At 64.7% G+C, this 18,658-nt stretch carries 18 protein-coding genes; 2 read left to right on the top strand and 16 right to left on the bottom strand.

Translation table 11 applies throughout. From position 1 onward, the window contains the following. Positions 1-67: 67 nt before the first annotated feature. From panC to ftsH, 10 genes are read right to left on the bottom strand one after another with little or no spacing between them, the layout of a single operon-like run. A complete protein-coding gene (panC, locus tag ACWA13_RS01560) occupies positions 68-970 on the bottom strand; it encodes a pantoate--beta-alanine ligase (RefSeq protein WP_463936320.1) in 903 nt (300 codons plus the stop codon). Continuing rightward, a complete protein-coding gene (locus ACWA13_RS01555; protein WP_463936319.1) occupies positions 971-1,924 on the bottom strand; it encodes a Rossmann-like and DUF2520 domain-containing protein in 954 nt (317 codons plus the stop codon). Beyond that, positions 1,917-3,515 carry a PH domain-containing protein gene (locus ACWA13_RS01550; RefSeq protein ID WP_463936318.1) on the bottom strand — a complete coding sequence of 533 codons (1,599 nt, stop codon included), beginning with the start codon at positions 3,513-3,515 and terminating at the stop codon, positions 1,917-1,919. The genes ACWA13_RS01555 and ACWA13_RS01550 overlap by 8 nt, the downstream gene beginning before the upstream one ends. 41 nt (positions 3,516-3,556) lie before the next feature. After that, entirely contained in the window at positions 3,557-4,069 is a 513-nt protein-coding gene (locus ACWA13_RS01545; RefSeq protein ID WP_463936317.1) for a PH domain-containing protein, read from the bottom strand. Further along, positions 4,050-4,640, bottom strand: coding sequence for a DUF3180 domain-containing protein (locus ACWA13_RS01540; protein ID WP_463936316.1), 591 nt, complete (start codon positions 4,638-4,640; stop codon positions 4,050-4,052). Before ACWA13_RS01540 ends, ACWA13_RS01545 begins: the two co-directional genes overlap by 20 nt. Positions 4,641-4,644: 4 nt before the next feature. Further along, complete coding sequence (gene folK / locus ACWA13_RS01535; protein ID WP_463936314.1) at positions 4,645-5,181, bottom strand: 2-amino-4-hydroxy-6-hydroxymethyldihydropteridine diphosphokinase; 537 nt, start codon at positions 5,179-5,181, stop codon at positions 4,645-4,647. Beyond that, entirely contained in the window at positions 5,178-5,537 is a 360-nt protein-coding gene (gene folB / locus ACWA13_RS01530) for a dihydroneopterin aldolase (protein WP_463936313.1), read from the bottom strand. The genes folK and folB overlap by 4 nt, the downstream gene beginning before the upstream one ends. Before the next feature lie 2 nt (positions 5,538-5,539). Continuing rightward, positions 5,540-6,460, bottom strand: coding sequence for a dihydropteroate synthase (gene folP, locus ACWA13_RS01525; RefSeq protein ID WP_463936311.1), 921 nt, complete (start codon positions 6,458-6,460; stop codon positions 5,540-5,542). 10 nt (positions 6,461-6,470) lie between these two features. Beyond that, entirely contained in the window at positions 6,471-7,133 is a 663-nt protein-coding gene (gene folE, locus ACWA13_RS01520; protein WP_463936310.1) for a GTP cyclohydrolase I FolE, read from the bottom strand. Positions 7,134-7,142: 9 nt separating this feature from the next. Continuing rightward, positions 7,143-9,203, bottom strand: a complete 2,061-nt coding sequence (ftsH, locus tag ACWA13_RS01515; protein ID WP_463936309.1) for an ATP-dependent zinc metalloprotease FtsH — start codon at positions 9,201-9,203, stop codon at positions 7,143-7,145. 358 nt (positions 9,204-9,561) lie between these two features. On the opposite strand from ftsH, the gene ACWA13_RS01510 reads away from it, so the two are divergent. Further along, positions 9,562-10,395: an endonuclease domain-containing protein gene (locus ACWA13_RS01510; RefSeq protein WP_463936308.1), complete on the top strand. Its 834-nt coding sequence runs from the start codon at positions 9,562-9,564 to the stop codon at positions 10,393-10,395. Positions 10,396-10,580: 185 nt separating this feature from the next. Here ACWA13_RS01510 and hpt read toward each other — a convergent pair whose 3' ends face one another. From hpt to dacB, 4 genes are all read right to left on the bottom strand, one after another. Next, positions 10,581-11,132: a hypoxanthine phosphoribosyltransferase gene (hpt, locus tag ACWA13_RS01505; RefSeq protein ID WP_463936307.1), complete on the bottom strand. Its 552-nt coding sequence runs from the start codon at positions 11,130-11,132 to the stop codon at positions 10,581-10,583. Positions 11,133-11,158: 26 nt separating this feature from the next. Then, positions 11,159-12,196 (bottom strand): tRNA lysidine(34) synthetase TilS, encoded by a 1,038-nt coding sequence (gene tilS / locus ACWA13_RS01500; RefSeq protein WP_463937988.1) that lies wholly within the window; start codon positions 12,194-12,196, stop codon positions 11,159-11,161. 131 nt (positions 12,197-12,327) lie between these two features. Then, positions 12,328-13,446: a zinc-dependent metalloprotease gene (locus tag ACWA13_RS01495; RefSeq protein ID WP_463936306.1), complete on the bottom strand. Its 1,119-nt coding sequence runs from the start codon at positions 13,444-13,446 to the stop codon at positions 12,328-12,330. A gap of 68 nt (positions 13,447-13,514) precedes the next feature. Then, entirely contained in the window at positions 13,515-14,990 is a 1,476-nt protein-coding gene (dacB, locus tag ACWA13_RS01490) for a D-alanyl-D-alanine carboxypeptidase/D-alanyl-D-alanine endopeptidase (RefSeq protein ID WP_463936305.1), read from the bottom strand. Positions 14,991-15,146: 156 nt separating this feature from the next. Here dacB and ACWA13_RS01485 point away from each other — a divergent pair, with 156 nt between their 5' ends. Beyond that, positions 15,147-15,638: an inorganic diphosphatase gene (locus tag ACWA13_RS01485; protein ID WP_039239147.1), complete on the top strand. Its 492-nt coding sequence runs from the start codon at positions 15,147-15,149 to the stop codon at positions 15,636-15,638. A 100-nt stretch (positions 15,639-15,738) separates the two neighbouring features. On the opposite strand, the gene ACWA13_RS01480 is transcribed toward ACWA13_RS01485, so the two are convergent. Next, positions 15,739-17,550: an ABC transporter permease gene (locus tag ACWA13_RS01480; RefSeq protein WP_463936303.1), complete on the bottom strand. Its 1,812-nt coding sequence runs from the start codon at positions 17,548-17,550 to the stop codon at positions 15,739-15,741. Continuing rightward, positions 17,547-18,617: an ABC transporter ATP-binding protein gene (locus ACWA13_RS01475; RefSeq protein ID WP_463936301.1), complete on the bottom strand. Its 1,071-nt coding sequence runs from the start codon at positions 18,615-18,617 to the stop codon at positions 17,547-17,549. Before ACWA13_RS01475 ends, ACWA13_RS01480 begins: the two co-directional genes overlap by 4 nt. Positions 18,618-18,658: the final 41 nt, after the last annotated feature.

Raw genomic sequence — 18,658 nt, 5'->3', positions numbered from 1 at the left:
ACAGCAACCAGACTAGGAAAGCCCTAAGTAATAAGCAAGCTGACTACTTTGTTCAGTTCCAGTACCCCTACGACTCCAGGGGCACGTTGTCGATCAGCCGCACCGGACCCACTTTTGCCGCAATCAGCGCCAGCCCTTCGCCGCGGAACGGGGTGTCCTTGCAGTTCTCGGCCAGCGGTTCGAGCGTGAGCGGATCAACGACGTCGAAATAATCCAGTTCCACCAACGGCTGGGACTCCACCAGCGCCCGGGCCGAATCCAGGTCAAGCGGCAGGTGCGCATCAGCGCGCTCCCCGATCAGCCGGAGTGCGCGCGAGAGCACCAGTGCAGCATCCCGCTCCTGGGCTGACAGGAAGCGGTTGCGGCTGGACAGCGCCAGCCCGTCGGCGTCCCGGACGGTGGGAACGGGCACAATATCCACCGGGAAATTCAGGTCCGCCACCATGCGCTGCACCAACGCCAGTTGCTGGGCATCCTTTTGGCCGAAGTAGGCGCGATAGCCTGCCTCACCAAGGCCCGGCAGGCCGTAATGCAGCAGCTTGGCCACGACTGTCAGCGCGCCGTCGAAGTGCCCCGGCCGGGAGGCACCCTCCCACTTTTCACCCAGCGGGCCGGACGTGATCCGCACCAGCGGCAGGCCACCCGGGTAAACCTCATGCACAGACGGCGCGAACGCCAGGTCCACGCCTTCGGCGTCCAGCAGTGCCAGGTCAGCATCCAGGGTGCGGGGGTAGCGGTCCAGGTCCACCGCCTCACCGAACTGGAGCGGGTTGACGAAAATGCTGGCCACCACAACGTCGTCATGCTCGACGGCGGTACGCGCCAGCTGCGCGTGCCCCGCGTGGAGTGCCCCCATGGTGGGCACGAGCCCTTGAGAGGGCGCTCCTGCTTCTCCTGCCCCTGCCGCCGCCAAAAGGCGGGCACTTTCGGCCCGCAGCTCCGCCGCCGTGGTGACCAGCTTGATGCCCATTTACGTATGCCCTTCGGGTGTGTCCGGACCAGGAGAATCAGCGGGTCCACCAGTGTCATCCTCCGGGGAATGACCGCCCAGCGCCGCGCGGACCGCTTGCGCCTGCCCCGCTTTGAGGAGGCCGCGCACCTCAGCCCGCCGGGCTGTGGCTTCCGCCATGGAACGGTAAGCCTGCAGCACGTCCCCGGACGCGCCGTCGTCGAATTCAGTCAAGGCCGCAGTGTGGGCGGCGACCGTTCCGGCATCACCCCGGGCAACGGGTCCGGTCAGGGCGGATTCACCGGAGGCCAGCGCGTTCTCCAAGGTGGCGCGGAGCAGGGGCCCCAGCATCCGGCTGGGATCCTGGACTCCCACGGTCCTGAGCAGCTCGGACGCCTGCGCCACCAACGTGACCATGTGGTTGGAACCGTGGGCCAGTGCCGCGTGATACAGCACCCGGTCTGCCTCGGCAATGGCAACAGGCTCGGCGCCCATCTCCACCACCAGCGCTTGGGCGATGGGCAGCATGGCGGCGTCGGCGGTCACGCCGAAAGTGCAGTCGGGCAGCCGGGTGAGATCCAGGCTCATGCCGGTGAAGGTCATGGCGGGGTGCAGCGCCAAGGGGATGCCTCCGGCCACCCGCACGGGATGGAGGACGCCCACGCCGAACCTGCCGGAGGTATGTGCCACCAGCTGGCCGGCCTGCCACGCGCCGAGCTTGGCCAGACCGTCCACCAGACCCTCGAGGGCGTCGTCCGGAACAGCCAGGATCACCAGCTCGGAACGCTCCACAATGTCCTCAACGGCCATTACCGGAACGCCGGGCAGCAGCGCGGCCGCCCGTTCCAGGCTGGCGTCACTTACCGCAGAAACCCCGACGACGGCATGTTCGGCCGCGCGCAGGGCGGCACCGAGAACGGCGCCCACTTTGCCGGCGCCAATAATTCCGATGCCCAGCCGTCCCGGTTTAGCCATTGCTGATGTGTTCCTGTCGATCGTCGTACGGAGGCTGTTGTGTTGCGGGCGGAGTGTGGGGCGAATCCTGCGGGTGCTGCGCGAGCGCCTGCTCCTGCTCCTGCCGTAGCTTCGCCAGTTCCGGCCCCGCACCCACCGCTGCCAGCCACTGCTCGCTGGTTTGCTTCCTGCGCGCCGCGCGGGCCCGGGCCGACTGCTCGTCGAACAGCTGCGCGGCCAGCTTACGATCCGCCTGGATCAGCCTCGGGGAAACCGGACCGGCGGTGGTGTGCAGGACCAGGTCCACTACATCGAAGCGGCGGGCCAGCGGCCCCTGCTGCAGCGCCATCGACTGGGTCCTTTGGTGCGGCACCACCACCAGCGTCCGCCACCAGCGTCCGGAACGCAGCAGCAACGCCGTGTCCGTCGAGGCGAACCCGTTGCGGCGCCAGCCCAGCGGAGCCAGCAGGCGGATGCGTCGCGGCGAGGTGACAAAACCGCCGTCGGAATCCACTCCGTGCATACCGTCCGAAAAGAGCTCCCCGGGCCGGTCGGTGCCCGGATCAGGCAACACCAGGGCGAGGATCCGCATGGCATCCTCAAAGCTGCCCACCGGAAGAAGCGTGGTCCGGGAAGGACTGTCCGGACCCATCCCGTAACCGGCCACGTTGACGTGGACCTTGTACCAACCGAACGGCCGCCACAGCGGCGATTGGACCACCTTGAGCGCCTGGATCCGTCCCGGCGGCAGGGTTTGCGCCTGCGTGTCCAGCAGGCCGTACCGGAGCCGGATTCCATCGGGCGAAATGGCTGCCGTGAAGTTGTAACCCTTGTTAAACCCGGACCAGTAGGACGCCACGATGCCCAGCCCGGCGGGCACCAGATAAAGGTAAAAGACGGAGCTGCCGGTCAGATTCGCCAACACCACCGAGGCCAAGGCGCCCACGGTGATGCCGATGGTCTGCTCACCCAACAGCAGCGAACCGAACAGGCGCGACGGCGGCACGGTCAGCACCGGCAGTTCCGGCGCCTCAGGTGCCTGGACCGTTTGCTGTTCGGGATCGTGCGGAACTCCGGCGGCGCGGGCCAGGATCGTGGCCCGCAACTGCCTGGCCTGGTCCATCTTCAGGAAGGCGAGCCGGACCGCTGATTCGCCGCCGTCAGCCACCTCGAATTTGAGCTCCGCGAGCCCGAAAATGCGCGCCATCAACGGCTGCACAACGTCGATTGCCTGCACTCGGTCCAGCCGGGCCTGGCGCTGTTGCCGGAAGATAAAACCGGAGTTGACCCGCACGTAGCCTTGAGAAACCTGGTAACGGGTGAAGTACCAGCTCAGCACAAAGCCGCCCACCGCCAGGAGGAGCAGCCCCCCGCCGATGCCCAGCAGCCACGGTCCGCGCCGGGCCAGCTCGTCTTCCAGTACGGGCCCGCCCTGCAGCAGCCTCTCGAACGAGTCCCGTCCCACGAAGAACACAATGGCCACCAGCGCCAACCAGCCACGCACGAAAGGTGACGCCGGATGTACCCGCGACCACTCGCCGTCGTCCGCTTTTTGTTCGGCGCCCTGCTGCACTGGCTCTGGGGGGCCAGGCTGCACCGCTGACTCTGCCACTGCCTCTGCCGTTCCTTCTGGGGCGCGGGGGTCCGGCGTTGTCACAAGCCTGCCAGCCTGGCTTCACCCCGGGCGGTGAGCTGCTCCCGCAGCCGGGCACCCTCCGCGGCGGGAAGCCCGGGGATGGTGGCGTTGGTACCCACAGCGGCAGTGTGCAGTTTCAGAGTGCACAGGCCGAGGGAACGCTCCACCGGGCCCGCGCCGATGTCCACGTATTGCATCCGGCCATACGGAACCACCATGGTGCGCTGGAAGATAATGCCGCCGCGGATCAGGAGATCATCCTCCCGTTCGGCGTAGCCAATAGCACGCACCTGGCGCGGAATCAGCAAGAGCTCCCACACAGCGATGACCGCAGCGAGCACCGGAAGGGCCACGGCGATCCACAACGGCGGCCAGGACCACCAGCCCAGCTGCACAAAAACCAATGGCAGGGAAAGCAGCACCAGTGCAATGCCTGAGCCAATGGCCCAGGAGATCAGCCGTAGCTTCAGGAACTTCGGCGACACCCGCTGCCACGCTATCCCGTGCGGATCAATCGCCTCGATAGGCATATTCGCCTTCCCCCTCAGTTTCCCCCGGAGTCCCGGGTTCGTCCCCCTGCATATCATCCGGTGGAATCCTGCAGAACCATTCCACCAGCAGACCCACCGCCATCATGGCAAGACCACCGACGGCCATGGCCAGGGCCAGCCAGATGATTCCCCCGCCGACACCCATGCTCCAGACACGCAGCTGGTCCAGGAAGATTCCGGCATGCCAGCCAAGCAGTACTGTGCCGGCATACGCGCAGGCCTGGGCCAGGACCACGGTGCGGGCGGCCAGCAGCGGATTGAGCATGGCCTTTTTGGCAGCGGCTCCCCGCTTGGCCGGGTTGCCTGGCTTCGTGCCGTTGGAACCGTTGCCGCTGTTTCCCTGGCGGTCCCTGAGGCTGTTCCGCCAGCGCAGCACGCGAAGGCCCAGCAGCAGCGTGATCACAATGATGACGCCCATGGTGGCAAGGGCCGTGGCCGGTAGAACGGGCGTGGACAGGCCGAACCGGCTGGTCAGGACCGTAGCGAACCAACCGGCCAGGGCAAGCGACAGCCCCACCAGGAGCAACCGTACGGGCTCGATGGGCTTCATAAATCTATTCAACCGCCCCTGCGGTGGGCAGTCCGTCAAAATCCCCGAATCCATCGAACGGGGCAAGGTCCGGATAGTCCGCGGCACGGGCGGCCAACTCGCTGATGCGTTCACCATTCAACGTGGCTGACGGTTCAATCAGGGACCAGGGGTAGAGCACAAAAGCCCTGATGGCGGCACGCGGGTGGGGCAGGGTGAGCTCAGGATCATCGCTGGTGACGTTGCCGTACACGATGATGTCGACGTCGAGCGTCCGCGGCCCCCAGCGCACCTCCCGGACGCGGTGGTGCTTGTGTTCCACTGCCTGGCAGTGCTGCAGCAGTTCCCTGGGGGACAGCGAGGTCTCCACGGTAACCACCATGTTCAGGAAGTCGGGCTGGCCCGGCGGGCCGCCCACCGCTTTGGTCTGCACTATGGGTGAGACGGCCAGCAGGCGCACTTCCGGCGGATCAACCAGGTCTGCGACCGCGCCGGAGAGGGTGTCGTTACGTTCGCCGAGGTTGCTCCCCAGCGCCAGGACGGCCTTTACGTAACCGCTCACGCCCGGCTCCGGTGCACGGTCACGGCAACATCACCAAAAGGTACCTCGATGGGAGCCTTGGGCTTGTGCACCGTGATTTCCACGGCCTGCAGGGGGAACGCCGCCAGCAAGTCCTCAGCCATGGCTACGGCCAGTGCTTCGATGAGGTTGAACGGTTTGCCGGTGATCCAGCCCTTGATCCGTTCCGCCACCTCGCCGTAGTGGGCAGTGTCCAGGACGTCGTCGGAGGCCGCGGCCTTACTGAAGTCCAGGTACAGCAAGGCATCCACCACAAACGGCTGGCCCTCCCGCCGCTCAAATTCGAACACGCCGTGGTTCCCCGTGGCGGCTACCCCCGTCAGCGTGATCTTGTCCATGGTCAGTCTTTCGGACGGGGTGACGCGATACGGGCGGCCACCTTAACGGCGTCGAGGCTGGGCCCGACATCATGGACCCGTACGGCCCAGGCGCCTTTGAAGGCGCTGATGGCGGTGACTGCTGCGGTGGCTCCGTCACGTTCCTCGGGGGCTGCAGTCTTGCCGGAAACCGTCAGCAGGCTGCCCAGGAACCGCTTGCGGGATGCGGCTACCAACACCTTGTGGCCCATGGCCTGGAACGAGTCCAGGCCGTGCAACAGCTGCCAGTTATGATCCTCGTTCTTGGAAAAACCCAGGCCCGGGTCAACAATGATCTGTTCCGGAGAGACGCCCGCAGCGTATAGCTTGTCCCGCACTCCGGACAGCTCGCCAACAACGTCTGCCACAACGTCGTCGTAGTCAGCCAGCCCGGTCATGGTGCGGGCATCGCCACGGCGGTGGGTGAGGATGTAGGGCGCCTTGGAACGGGCCACGAGCTCCGGCATCCCGGGCTCGATCGTCAGGCCCGAGACGTCGTTGATGATGGTGGCTCCTGCTTCGAGGGCCGCTGCCGCCGTGCTGGCGTGTGTGGTGTCGATGCTCACCAGGGCGCCGGCCTTCACCAGGGCCTGGATCACGGGGATCACCCGGCGCTGTTCTTCTTCAGGAGTGACGTCCTCGGCTCCGGGGCGGGTGGATTCGCCCCCGACGTCGATGATGTCAGCGCCGGCGTAGAACATCCGCAGGCCTGCGGCGATGGCGGTGTCGGCGGTGGGGTGCTTTCCGCCGTCGCTGAAGGAGTCAGGGGTGACGTTGAGGACGCCCATCACCAGGGTGCGGTCGGTGGGAAGATCGGACATCCGTGCCGGACGGCGGGATTTCCGCAGAATGGGCATGGGGCTGGTCGCGGGCCCGGTTCCAGGCGCCGCTGCTAGTGAATCCATGGGCTGGTTCTTACCTTCCGAGTATGAGGCTCATTGCTTCGGCCCGGGTGGCCGGATCATGCAATTGCCCGCGCACGGCACTGGTGACAGTCTTCGCGCCAGGTTTACGGACACCACGCATGGACATGCACATATGCTCGCACTCAACGACAACTATGGCACCACGGGGCTTGAGGTGGCTGACCAGTGCTTCGACGATCTGGGTGGTCAGCCGCTCCTGCACCTGCGGTCGGAGCGCGAAGATATCCACCAGTCGGGCCAGCTTGCTCAGCCCGGTAACTTTGCCGTCGTGCGACGGAATGTACCCGACGTGGGCCACCCCATGGAACGGCACCAGGTGATGCTCGCACGTGGAGTAGAACGGGATGTCCTTGACCAGGACCAGTTCCTCATGATCCAGGTCGAAGGTGGTGGACAGGACTTCCGCCGGATCGTGGTGAAGTCCGGCGAACACCTCCGAGTACGCCTTCGCCACACGCTTTGGGGTGTCCACCAGCCCGCCGCGGTCCGGGTCCTCGCCGATCGCCAGCAGGATTTCGCGGACGGCCGCCTCAATCCGGGGCCGGTCCACCGGGGTAAGGGGAAGCCCGTTCCCGGGTGTCTGGGGCGGAAGGACGTCCCCGTTTCCCGGGAAGGCAGCGGGGAAGTCGTCGTCGTCGTCGAAGGAAGTCACAGAACCAGCTTATCCGTGCTGGTCGTCAGGATTGTTCCCGGGGGTCTGGAAGGCGTCTTCGGCCGGAACTCCCTGTGGATGCGGAGGCTGGGCATCCAACGGTTCCTCCAGGCGTGCCTTCCGGGCTTCCTCCTGGGCTTCACGCTCTGCCTTTTCCTGGCGGGACTCCACCGGACCGGAACTCTGCACGGGCCGGGTTTCCTTGGAAAGCCACACTTCGCGGAAGTCGCTCTTGCGGACGTCAGTGAATATCTCGGCGATCTCTGCCTGGTTAAGGGTTTCGCGTTCCAGCAGCTCCAAGGCCAACTGATCCAGCACGTCGCGGTTCTCGGTGAGGATGGCGTAGGCCTCATCGTGGGCCTGGTCGATCAGCCGGCGGACTTCCTCGTCCACCACGTACGCGATCTGGTCTGAGTAGTTGCGCTCGTGGCCGGCATCGCGGCCCAGGAAGGGCTCGCCGCCGCCCTGGCCAAGCCGTACAGCGCCAACGCGCTCACTCATGCCGTATTCGGTGACCATCTTGCGGGCGGTGGCGGTTGCCTTTTCAATGTCATTCGAGGCGCCGGTGGACGGATCGTGGAAGACGATTTCCTCAGCGACGCGGCCACCCATGGCGTAGGCCATCTGGTCGAGGAGTTCGTTGCGGGTGACCGAGTATTTGTCGTTATCCGGGACCACCATGGTGTAGCCCAGGGCACGACCACGGGGCAGGATGGTGATCTTGGTGACCGGGGCCGAATTGCGCAGGGCGCCCGCCACCAGGGCGTGGCCGCCCTCGTGGTACGCGGTGATCTTGCGCTCGTGTTCCTTCATGACCCGACTGCGCTTCTGTGGACCGGCCATGACGCGGTCGATTGCCTCATCCAATGCGCGGTCATCGACCAGGTTAGCGTTGGAGCGGGCTGTCAGCAGGGCGGCCTCGTTAAGGACGTTGGCCAGGTCCGCACCGGTGTACCCAGGCGTCTTCTTGGCAACTGCGCGCAGGTCCACTCCGGGCGCCATCGGCTTGCCCTTGGCATGGACGCTCAGGATTTGTTCGCGGCCCACAAGGTCCGGCGCTTCCACCGAAATCTGGCGGTCAAAACGGCCCGGGCGAAGGAGTGCGGGGTCCAGCACATCCGGGCGGTTGGTGGCGGCGATCAGGATCACGTTGGTCTTGACGTCGAAGCCATCCATCTCCACGAGCAGCTGGTTGAGGGTCTGTTCACGTTCATCGTTGCCACCACCGATGCCGGCACCACGGTGACGGCCGACGGCGTCGATCTCGTCCACAAAGATGATGGCGGGCGAATTGGCCTTGGCCTGCTCGAAGAGGTCGCGGACACGGGAAGCACCGACGCCGACGAACATTTCAACAAAGTCCGAGCCGGAGATAGAGAAGAACGGGACGCCAGCTTCACCTGCGACAGCGCGGGCCAGGAGGGTCTTTCCGGTACCTGGCGGGCCGTACAGCAGCACGCCCTTGGGGATCTTGGCACCAACTGCCTGGAACTTGGCCGGTTCCTGGAGGAATTCCTTGATTTCCTGCAGTTCCTCAACGGCTTCGTCAGCACCGGCAACGTCCACGAACGTCACCTGCGGCATGTCCTTGCTGACCATCTTGGCCTTGGACTTGCCGAACTGCATGATCTTGGAACCACCACCCTGCATGCGGGTCATCAGGAACCAGAAGAGTGCTCCCAGGAGGAGGACGGGAATCAGGAGGGAGAGCAGTCCGGAGAACCAGTTGCTCTCCAGAGGCTGATCAGTGAAGCCTTCCGCGGGTTCGGCTTTGGTAACGGCCTCGACCACGTCAAGGCCGCGGGCATCAACGAACTTGAAGTAGACAGTTTTGCCCTTGTCCTGGTCGTCAATCACCAGAGTGTCCTTCAGCGTCAGGTCTACCCGATTCTCGCCGTCGAGGATCTTCGCCTGCTCCACTGCCCCGGGCTCGTCAAGAAGTTCAAGGCCCCGGTCCGTATCGATTTGAGCCGAACCGCCGGGCGCAAGCGTTGCAAAGGCAATCAACATCAAGCCGATAACAACGACAATCCAGATGCCCGGACCCTTGAAGAAACTCTTAGCTTTCATCTGATCGGGGGCTGGCCCCGTCCCTCCTGGTAGTGCTGCACGGCGCATCCTCTGAGCGCGCGTGGGGTGCTGCGTCAGCTACTAGCTATACACCGTCCGCATTAGTTCACGCATAGTCAAGGTCAAAAGTTCCCTCTGGGCGTAGCGGGGACATGGCCGTGTCAGGGAAACGGTTGGGTGCCGGCACTTCTGCACCGTTATGCCAGCCACTCTCGCGGGCGCACCACCTTGAGCTGGGCCAATGCCTCGCAAGGTTTCCTCGACCAGCTCAAAGTCGCGCAGAACTGCGGCAAGGTTTATCCACATAGAAGGCTTCAAGCGTGCCGGGCGGCCCAGGGCTTGCCGGAAACTTGGAGCCATGGACGCGGCAGATTTCCTTGCACGGCAGGGCGGAGTGGGGAGGCTGGCCCATCTTCGCCGCGCAGGCTTCTCCAGGCACCATATTGAGTCCGCCCTGCGCGCCCGGCGGATCCTTCGCGGCCGGCAGGGTGTCTATCACGTTGCCGGTGCCCGCTGGGAATTCCTGGCTGCCATGACGGCCAACGCGGCGTTGACCTGCCTGTCCGCAGCGGATCATTACCGGTTGTGGACCCTCCAGCCGGCCAAGCGCTTACACCTTGCCTCTACTCACAGGCGGCTGGGCACAGACCACGTCCCGCATCGGATAGACGGGAAAACCAGTGCCCTGCAGCCACCGGTGCTGGCACTGAAGGATGTCCTTGTCCACGCGCTGCAATGCCTGCCGGAACTGGAGGCCCTGGTGATGGTGGAGTCAGCCTGCAAGCGCGGCGAATCCAGTCCGGCGTTCCTGCGCAGCCTTCTCCCCGGAGCCAGGAACGGCCAGGCCCGTAAGGTCCTGGACCTGGTGGAAGCCGGTGCAGATTCACTGCTGGAAACCGTGGCGCGGGTCCTGTTCCGGAGGCATGGTTTCGAGGTGGAGACCCAGGTGTACCTGGCGGGAATCGGCTATGTGGACTTCCTGGTGAACGGCTGCCTGATCGTGGAGATCGACGGCGCTGCATTCCACGTGAACAAAAAGCAGTTTAAGAAGGATCTTCGACGCAACAACATCGGCGCTGCACTGGGTTACAGGGTGCTGAGGTATGCGTATGAGGATGTGTTATATAGGCCCGAGCACATGCTGGCACAGATCACGCAAACCCTGCTTACGCCTCCGCGTCTGGCGCACTAGCAACCAGCCGCCGTCTAACCCTGAAGCAAGTCCAAGCGGCTGGTCCAAACAACCGCGGATTTGCACCACTTTGGCCACCGAGAAGATCCCCCGCCCCGGGTTCACTGGGCTCGGCCAGGCCGGGAAGCCTCGAAGTGGTGCAGAAGTGCCGCCGGAAGCATAGGGCAGGCAGGCAGAAGTGCGGCCTACTCGTAAACGTGCGGCGCCAGGGTGCCCACAAAGTCCAGGTTGCGGTATTTCTCCGCGTAGTCCAGGCCGTAGCCCACCACGAACTCGTTGGGGATGTCGTAGCCGACGTACTTCACGTCGATCTGGACCTTCGCGGCCGTGGGCTTGCGGAACGCCGTGCAGATTTCCACGGAGGCGGTGCCGCGGGATTCCAGGTTGGTTTTGAGCCAGGACAGCGTGAGGCCGGAGTCGATGATGTCTTCCACGATCAGGACATCCTTGCCCATGAGGTCAGTGTCCAGGTCCTTGAGAATCCGGACCACGCCGGAGCTCTGGGTACCCGAGCCGTAGGAGGAGACGGCCATCCAGTCCATGGAGACGTGGCTGTGCAGCGCGCGGGCGAGGTCTGCCATGACCATTACAGCACCCTTCAACACGCCGACAATTAGAAGTTCCCGGCCTTCGTAGTCCTTGTCGATCTGCGCAGCGAGCTCAGTAATCCTCTGCTGGATCTGCTCCTTGGTATAGAGAACGTGCTTGAGATCTGCCGTGACGTCGTTTGAATCCACCAATGGCTCCTGTATAGATGCGGGGACTATATTTGGGGCGGTTTTTGAGGCCGGAATACAAGCTTCCCACAGCGGGCGGCTCCCCGGGGAACCCCCTCTTGGCCGGTTGACGCGGAGTGGGCATCCAGCTGGGCGAGTGAGAGCCGGAACACACTGACGCCACCGGGCAGTTCCACTGGACCGGCCGAACCGGTCCGGCGAAGCAGTGCCTCTGCCGCCAGGAGCCGCTGGTAACTGGGCTGTTGACCGCCGACGTCGGCAGCGGCCTTGGCGATCACCCGGAACCTGATGGCCGGGGCAAGTGCGCTCAAGGCGGCCTCAGGGAGGTCGATGCCACCGTCCAGCCGCTCCGCCAGCTGTTCATAAGCCTGGCTGGCGGTGTCGTCGAGGTAGTCGGCGTCCAGCTGCAGGATGGCGGCCGTCCGGGCCAGAGATTCGGCAACACCGGGGCCAAGCTTTTCCTCCAGAAACGGAAGCACTTCCACCCGGGTTCTGGAGCGGGCGTAAGCGGGGTCAGAGTTGGTGGGGTCATGCCAGGGATTGAGTTCCTCGGCCTCGCAGATTTCCAGGGTGTCCGCCCGCCGCAGGCCCAGGAAGGGCCTGAGCAGGATCCCGCGGGCCGGGCGCATCCCGGCGAGCGAGCGGGTACCGGACCCCCGGGCCAGGCCCAGCAGCACCTGCTCAGCCTGGTCGTCCAGGGTGTGGCCCAACAGGACGGCACCGGCGTTGAGTTCCAGGGCAGCGGCTTCGAGGGCGGCGTGCCGTGCATCGCGGGCAGCAGCTTCAGGTCCCGCACCGGTTGATGCGACATCTACGGCCCGGACCAGCACCGGGTCCAGGCCAAGTTCCTTCAGGGCAACAGCAGTCGAAGCAGCAACAACCGCCGAACCGGGCTGCAACTGGTGATCAACCACCACGGCACCCACGGTGATCGGGTGGCCCTGCACATGGCCACGGCGGGCGAAATAGGCGGCAACAGCTGCCAAAGCAAGCGAATCCGGACCGCCGCTGCACGCTACAAGGACCCGTTCCTGATAGCCGGCCGCCGCCAAAGCGTCCGCCAGAGCCTTGCGCGCAGTGCCAACGACCGGCGCCAAACGGCCGGGCCGCCGTCGGCCGCTTGCAGGTCCTCCTGCAGCAGGACCGGCACCGGCAGAACCAGAACCGGCGGAACCAGAACCGGCGGAACCTTCGGTCACCGCAAACCCATCCGGTCAATCCACCGGGCGGAATCGTGAATCTCTTCTTCGCTGGGCAGGTTCTGGGCCGACTCCCACACCCGGTTGAAGCCCTCCATTCCGGCCACGGCAACCACGGCGCGGACAAACTTGGCACCGTCCGAATACTGCTTCATCTTGGCGTCCAGGCCCAGCAGGTTGCGCAGGAATTTCTCGATGGCGCCACGGTCCTTACCGCGCGCGTTGAAGCGTTGCCGGATGGTTTTGACGGACGGCACAATGCTGGCGTCCACGGCGTCCATCACCACGTTCGCATGGCCTTCCAGCAGGCTCATCACCGCGGTGAGCCTGGAAAGTGCGGCTTTCTCTTCGGGATCCTGCAACAGGTCCAGGATGGCACCGCGGCCTGGAGTCTCCCCCGCGACGTTGCGGTCCTTTAGCGACTTAGCCGCTGCGGTGGCACGTTCCATGAGCGAGTCGACATTGCCCAGCAGGTGGCCGCTGAGGCCGTCGATTTCGGCGAGCATGTGGTGCCGGAGCCAGGGCGCGGCGGCAAACTGAACCCGGTGCGTCTGTTCGTGGAGGCACACCCAAAGCCGGAAGTCGTCCGGGCTCACGTTGAGCTGGCGTTCCACGGAGATGATGTTCGGGGCCACCAGGAGCAGCCGGCCTGCTGCAGGGGCGTGCGAGTTTTCAGCCAGCGCGGCGAAGGGATCATACTGGCCCAGGACCTTGCTGGACAGGAACGCCAGGATGGCGCCCAGCTGGCTTCCCGTCACGGCTCCACTGATGGCCGCCGCCGTAGGGCCTACGGAACCCTTACGGCTCTCCAGCATTTTCTCGATGGCCGGCTTGAGCATCACAGCGAAACTCTGGGTGTTGGCCTTGGCCCAGGTGGCGCGGTCCACCACCAGCACGGAGGAGTCACGCAGGTCACGCGCGGCCTCCAGCCGCGTGATCTGGTGGACGTAGCCCACCGAACGGTCCGCCATCAGCCGGAGATTACCGACGGCGTCACCCATCTCCCGCGGGGAAAGCTGCGGTCCGGCGGGGGTCAGCCGGGCGGCGGTTGAGGCGGCCAGCTCCCAGTTGATGAGGGCCGGCGCGGGCACAGGACTAGCTTGGGGAGTCGCCATACTCCCATAACATCACAGCAGCCTGTGCATGCGCCCTTAAGTTCGCTGACCGGCGAACCGGAGCAGGCTCAGCGGCAGCCGCAGCCGGCCAGCAAAGTGGCGGCCCGGTCCAGGGCAGGCTTGTTCCCTGCCGCGCCCGGAGTCAACCCGTTGCCGACGAACGAAAAGACCAGCAGCCGGCCGTCAGCGTCCACCACATACCCGCTGAGCGCCAGCACGGTGTTAAGCGTTCCGGTCTTGGCGCGGACCAGGCCGGCGCCGGCCGCTGAGGACTGACTGGCGCCATAACGGCCGTCCAGCGTTCCTGTCAGCGCCGCCACGGGAAAGCCGGGAAGTGCGTGCCTCAGCCTGCTGTCCGCGCCTGACGTCATGGCCAGCACCACTGCCGTCAACTGGGCTGCGGAAACGCGGTTCGCCATGGTCAGACCGGAGACATCCGCCAGCGCCATGGATGCCGTGGCGATGCCCATCTTCTCCACTTCGGCGAGTACAACTGCCGTGGCGCCGTCATTGCTCCCGGGCAGGCCGGCGGCCAGCGCGGCCATCCTGCCCAGCACCTCGGCAAGGTAGTTGTCAGAGGTCTCCAGCATGAGTGCCACCTGCTCCGCAACAGTCGCGGACTGCACCTCCGCCAGCACTGGTGCGTCCGTGGGTGCAACTGAACGTCCGACGTCGGCTGTCACCACCAGTCCCGCGGCGGCACCCAGGTTGCGGAGGGACGCAGCAAACGCCTCCGCAGCGGCCATCGCGGAGTCCTGCGGCCGCTGGCCGGTGGTGACGGACGCATTGAACCTGGCTGAGTTCAGGGCGAGCGGGAAGAGCGGCGCGGTTTCGCCGGCCGCGACGTCCCCGGAATCCCAGGCCGGGTTCAATGACGGGCCGGAAAACAATGAGTCGTCAACATGGACGGTGACGGCACCGTTGATCCCGGCGGCCTGCAGCGAGGCAACAGTATTCGCCGCGAGGGTGCCAAGTCCGGCGGCGCCCATCACCTGGTCCGGAGCGGAATCGCCGGAGGAGAGCAGGACGTCACCGCCGCCGCGCAGCACCACGGTTCCGGGTTCCCCACCCTGCAGCACTGTGGTGGAGAAGCGCCGTGCGGGGTCCATGGTGCGCAGGGCTGCCGCGGCGGTCAGGAGCTTGGTGTTCGACGCCGGCACCCGCGCTTCCGTTCCACCGCGGCTGAACAGGACTTCGCCGGTGAGCGCATCCTGCACGTGCGCCGTGAAGTCACCTCCGCCGTCGGGCATTAACAAAGGTTCCAGGCCAGCGGCAAGGACGGCAGGTTGCGGAACAGGAGCGGTGGCCTGCAAAGAGGAAACGCCGCCGCGGGTAGCCGGCGCCATGGGCAACTGCTGCCAGGCAGGAGTGGGGACGGGTTCCACGGCGGCAGGAACGGGCGGACCGCTGAAGCCCGGGATCAGCGAAACGCCGGCCGGAACGGCAAGCGCAATGGCAAAGACGAGAAGGAGGGCCAAAGGCCAATTGCCGCGCAGCACCTTGCCCGGCGCCGGACCGGCACCTGCCCCCTTCGATGACGTCATAGTGCTGCTGGTCCTCAGTCCTGAATTCCCCACAAGTTCCTGAAACAGGGGGCTATCGCTATATCCTCAATAGTAGTCGGCGGCACTGACAGCCCTTTGTTTTAGCAAAAGCGTCATCGTTGCCGCGAACCCCCTGCACTAGCCGAGGAGCATTCCATGAAGCATGACGTGACCATCGAGATCCCCAAGGGATCGCGCGTCAAGTACGAAGTTGACCACGAGACCGGCCGCGTCCGCCTGGACCGCGTCCTCTTCACCTCCATGCAGTACCCCACCCACTACGGGTTCTTCGAGAACACGCTGGGCGAGGACGGCGATCCGCTGGACGCACTGGTGCTCCTGCAGGACTTTGACCTCCACCCGGGCGTCATCGTCGAGTCCCGCCCCATCGGTGTTTTCAACATGACGGACGACGGCGGCGGCGATGCCAAGGTGCTGTGCGTTCCTGTTGACGCCCGCTTTGACCACATCCAGGAAGTCAGCGATGTCAGCGAATTCCTGATCAAGGAAATCGAGCACTTCTTCACCCGTTACAAGGACCTGGAGCCCGGCAAGTGGGTCAAGGCCGAGGGTTGGGGCGACCGCGCCGCGGCGGAAGCCGAGCTGGAAGCGTCCATCAAGCGCTACGTTCCGGCAGCAGGGCACTAGTCCCTCCTGCTGGTGGTTGAGCCTGCCGAAATCCCACCTCGGTCTCGACAGGCTCGACCACCGGAACTAACCCGGTCTCGACAGGCTCGACCACCAGTTATCAGCGCACCGGAGCTGTGTTCTCCCTGCTGCCCTCAACCGGGGCGGAGCCGGCGGCCGGCGTGGCGCCGGGGCCGGGCGCGGCCACTGGCAGGCGTCGTTTGGATGTACCCTTCCTGACGGAACGGCCGTAGACCAGATACATGGTCACTCCGGTGATCACCATGAGCAGCACGGTGTAGACGAACGTGTTGGCCACCCCCTCCACCCCTTCGGCGCCGTCGGTGTTCGCCTTGATCACCAGGCCCAGCGGCTGGACCAGCGGGTGGGCCAGGAAGATTGCAGTGTCGTAGTCATCCAGCAGGGTGTTGAAGTTCAGCGCCGCGATGGCTGCGGCAGACGGCAGAACCAGCGGCAGCAGTATCCGCCGGAAAACGTAGAGGGTCTTGGCGCCCATGATGGCCGCCGCCTCCTCCATTGAGGTGTTGACCGACGCGAAGGATGCCTTGAGCATCCGGAGGGTGAAGGGGATCTTGACCGTCACGAAAGCGATCAGCAAGATGACGGTGGTCCCCGTGAGGACAGCCCCGCCCACCAACGGGTTGGGGTGGTCGTAGCTAATGATCAATCCCAGGGCCAGCAGGGACGAAGGCAGGATCCAGGGGATATGCAGCAGGTATTCAAATGTCGATGCCACCCAGTTCCTGTATTTTTGCAAAAGCCTCGCTACAAAGAAGAGACCGCCCACGGCAATCACAGTCGCGAGTGCGCTGTACACGACGCTGACAATGAAGGGGCGCAGGCCTGACTCCTGGGTGAGGATACGCACATAGTTGTCCAGCGTCAGGCTCCCCAGGCTGATCCGACCCGTCTGGATGGCGGCGCCGTCCGCAAACGAGTACAGCACGATCAGCACTACGGGCAGCGTGTAGAGCGCGAACAGAAGGTATGCGGCGATGTGCACGGCAGCGTTGGCAGCAGGACTGGAAATCTGCTGTTTCTGCAGCACCGAGGACACCTTGGACAGCGAGTGGTAGGTACCGCGCTTTTCCAGGCTGGACATCACTGCCAGCATCAGGATGGTGGACAGACCCAGGATCACTGCCAGCAGCGCAGCCAGGTCCCGGGAGGTGGCACTGTTGGCAAAGGTCAGGATCATTGGCGTAATGGTTTGAAACTCCCGGCCACCCAGCACCTGGGGTGCGCTCAGCGCGCCCAGCCCCGTGAGGAAGGACAGGATGGTCACGGCAAACAGGGTGGGTTTGAGCGTCGGCAGCACAATGCGGCGCAGAATGGTCCACGTTGAGGCCCCCAGGTTCCTGGCCGCCTCAATGGTCTGGTAGTCGATGCCCTTGAGTGCGTTACCCACGAACAGCATGTGGTTAGTGGTGGTGGCGAACGTCATGACGACCAGCACGGCGAAAAAGCCCGAGAACCAGGCCGGATCCATGCCCGGAAACACAGAGAGCAGCAGGGACGTGACGATCCCTTTATCGCCGTAGATGAACTTGTACCCGGCGGCCAGCACGATCCCGCCGTAGATAAAGGTCGTGGCATAGCCCAGGAAGAGGATCCGTGAGCCCCGGATTTTGAAGTAGTGCGTTACCAGGACAATGAAGAGGCCCACAACATTGACCGTGACGGACAGCGCCACCGCCAGCATAAAGCTGTTGCCCAAAGACTTCATGGCGCGCTCGGATGACAATAGCTTTTCCGCCGCGCGTCCCGAGAAGCTTCCGTCGGGAAAGAAGGTCGTCATCAGGACGTTCAGGTTCGGCCACACCAGGAACGCAGCGATGAACCAGGTCAGGATCGCGCCGACTATCAGAACGAAGGGCGAGCGGAGCATTTGGCGGACGGGCGTGCTGCTCATGGTGCGACTGCCGCCTGCCGCTCCCGGAGGGCAACGCCGGTGTCCGGCTGATACTGCAGGATGTGCCCGGGCTGGAGGTAGATGGTGGTTTCCGTCCCGGGCTCGGGTTGAACGCCGCCGTCCTCCCTGACCAGCAGCCGGATATCGGCGCCGTGGCTGCGCACCACATAACGGCTGTGCAGGCCATGGTAGGTGCGGGAAACCACTGCGCCGGGTACCCCGACAACGCCGCCGTTGGACCCTTCTGCCGGCGCCGTCAGCGTCGCCTTTTCCACCCGCAGGTAGGAGTTGGCATCGGTATTGAGCTGCGCCCCTGATCTCAAGTTCACTTCCGCCACGAAATCAGGGGTCAGGGCGGAGCTGTCACCGATGAAGTTGCAGACGAACTCGGTGGCCGCGTGGTCGTAAATTTCCTGCGGCGTTCCCAGTTGTTCCACGACGCCCTTGTTGAACACGGCAACCCGGTCGCTCATGGCCAGGGCCTCGTCCTGGTCGTGCGTCACGTACACGGTGGTGATCCCGAATTCGCTTTGCAGGTCCTTGAGCTGTTGCCGGAGCTGGTGGCGAAGCTTGGCGTCCAGGTTGGACAGGGGCTCGTCCAGCAACAGGATCTTCGGTTGCAGCACCAGAGCGCGCGCCACAGCTACCCGCTGCTGCTGCCCGCCGGACAATTCCGAAACGTTCTTGGCCAGTTGCTCATCAGTCAGTTCCATCCGGGCAGCAATGTCGCGCACCATCCGGTCGCTGGCCGCTGTCTTTTCCTTCCGCACCCGCAACCCGAAGGCGATGTTCTCGTACACGCTCATGCTGGGGAAGAGGGCATAGTTTTGGAACACCATGCCCACCTGCCTCTTGTCGCTGGGGAGCCGCGTAACGTCTTTGCCGTCCACGTGGATGGTCCCGGCTGTTGGCTGGATAAACCCCGCCAGGGTACGCAACGCCGTCGTCTTTCCGCAGCCGGACGGGCCCAGGAGAGTGAAGAACTCCCCCGGGCGCACGTGCAGATCCAGCTGCGGAATGGCGGTGAAGTCGCCGAATGAAACTTCGATGTTGTCAAAGCGGATCATGGCAAACCTGTCTGGTGGAGCGGCGGGCTGGTTGAGGAGGG

It is taken from the genome of Pseudarthrobacter sp. TRD_SC_9 (assembly GCF_055361265.1).
Note: the sequence above shows the minus strand (reverse complement) of the source record. Positions and strands in the feature narration are given on the sequence as shown.

Bases quoted from the DNA above. Each gene is read 5' to 3' on its own strand.
- ftsH (WP_463936309.1), bottom strand. From the start codon at position 9,203: ATGAAAGCTAAGAGTTTCTTCAAGGGTCCGGGCATCTGGATTGTCGTT.
- panC (WP_463936320.1), bottom strand. From the start codon at position 970: ATGGGCATCAAGCTGGTCACCACGGCGGCGGAGCTGCGGGCCGAAAGT.
- dacB (WP_463936305.1), bottom strand. From the start codon at position 14,990: ATGACGTCATCGAAGGGGGCAGGTGCCGGTCCGGCGCCGGGCAAGGTG.
- ACWA13_RS01510 (WP_463936308.1), top strand. From the start codon at position 9,562: ATGGACGCGGCAGATTTCCTTGCACGGCAGGGCGGAGTGGGGAGGCTG.
- folB (WP_463936313.1), bottom strand. From the start codon at position 5,537: ATGGACAAGATCACGCTGACGGGGGTAGCCGCCACGGGGAACCACGGC.
- ACWA13_RS01480 (WP_463936303.1), bottom strand. From the start codon at position 17,550: ATGAGCAGCACGCCCGTCCGCCAAATGCTCCGCTCGCCCTTCGTTCTG.
- ACWA13_RS01485 (WP_039239147.1), top strand. From the start codon at position 15,147: ATGAAGCATGACGTGACCATCGAGATCCCCAAGGGATCGCGCGTCAAG.
- ACWA13_RS01495 (WP_463936306.1), bottom strand. From the start codon at position 13,446: ATGGCGACTCCCCAAGCTAGTCCTGTGCCCGCGCCGGCCCTCATCAAC.
- ACWA13_RS01555 (WP_463936319.1), bottom strand. From the start codon at position 1,924: ATGGCTAAACCGGGACGGCTGGGCATCGGAATTATTGGCGCCGGCAAA.
- folP (WP_463936311.1), bottom strand. From the start codon at position 6,460: ATGGATTCACTAGCAGCGGCGCCTGGAACCGGGCCCGCGACCAGCCCC.
- ACWA13_RS01475 (WP_463936301.1), bottom strand. From the start codon at position 18,617: ATGATCCGCTTTGACAACATCGAAGTTTCATTCGGCGACTTCACCGCC.
- ACWA13_RS01545 (WP_463936317.1), bottom strand. From the start codon at position 4,069: ATGCCTATCGAGGCGATTGATCCGCACGGGATAGCGTGGCAGCGGGTG.
- ACWA13_RS01540 (WP_463936316.1), bottom strand. From the start codon at position 4,640: ATGAAGCCCATCGAGCCCGTACGGTTGCTCCTGGTGGGGCTGTCGCTT.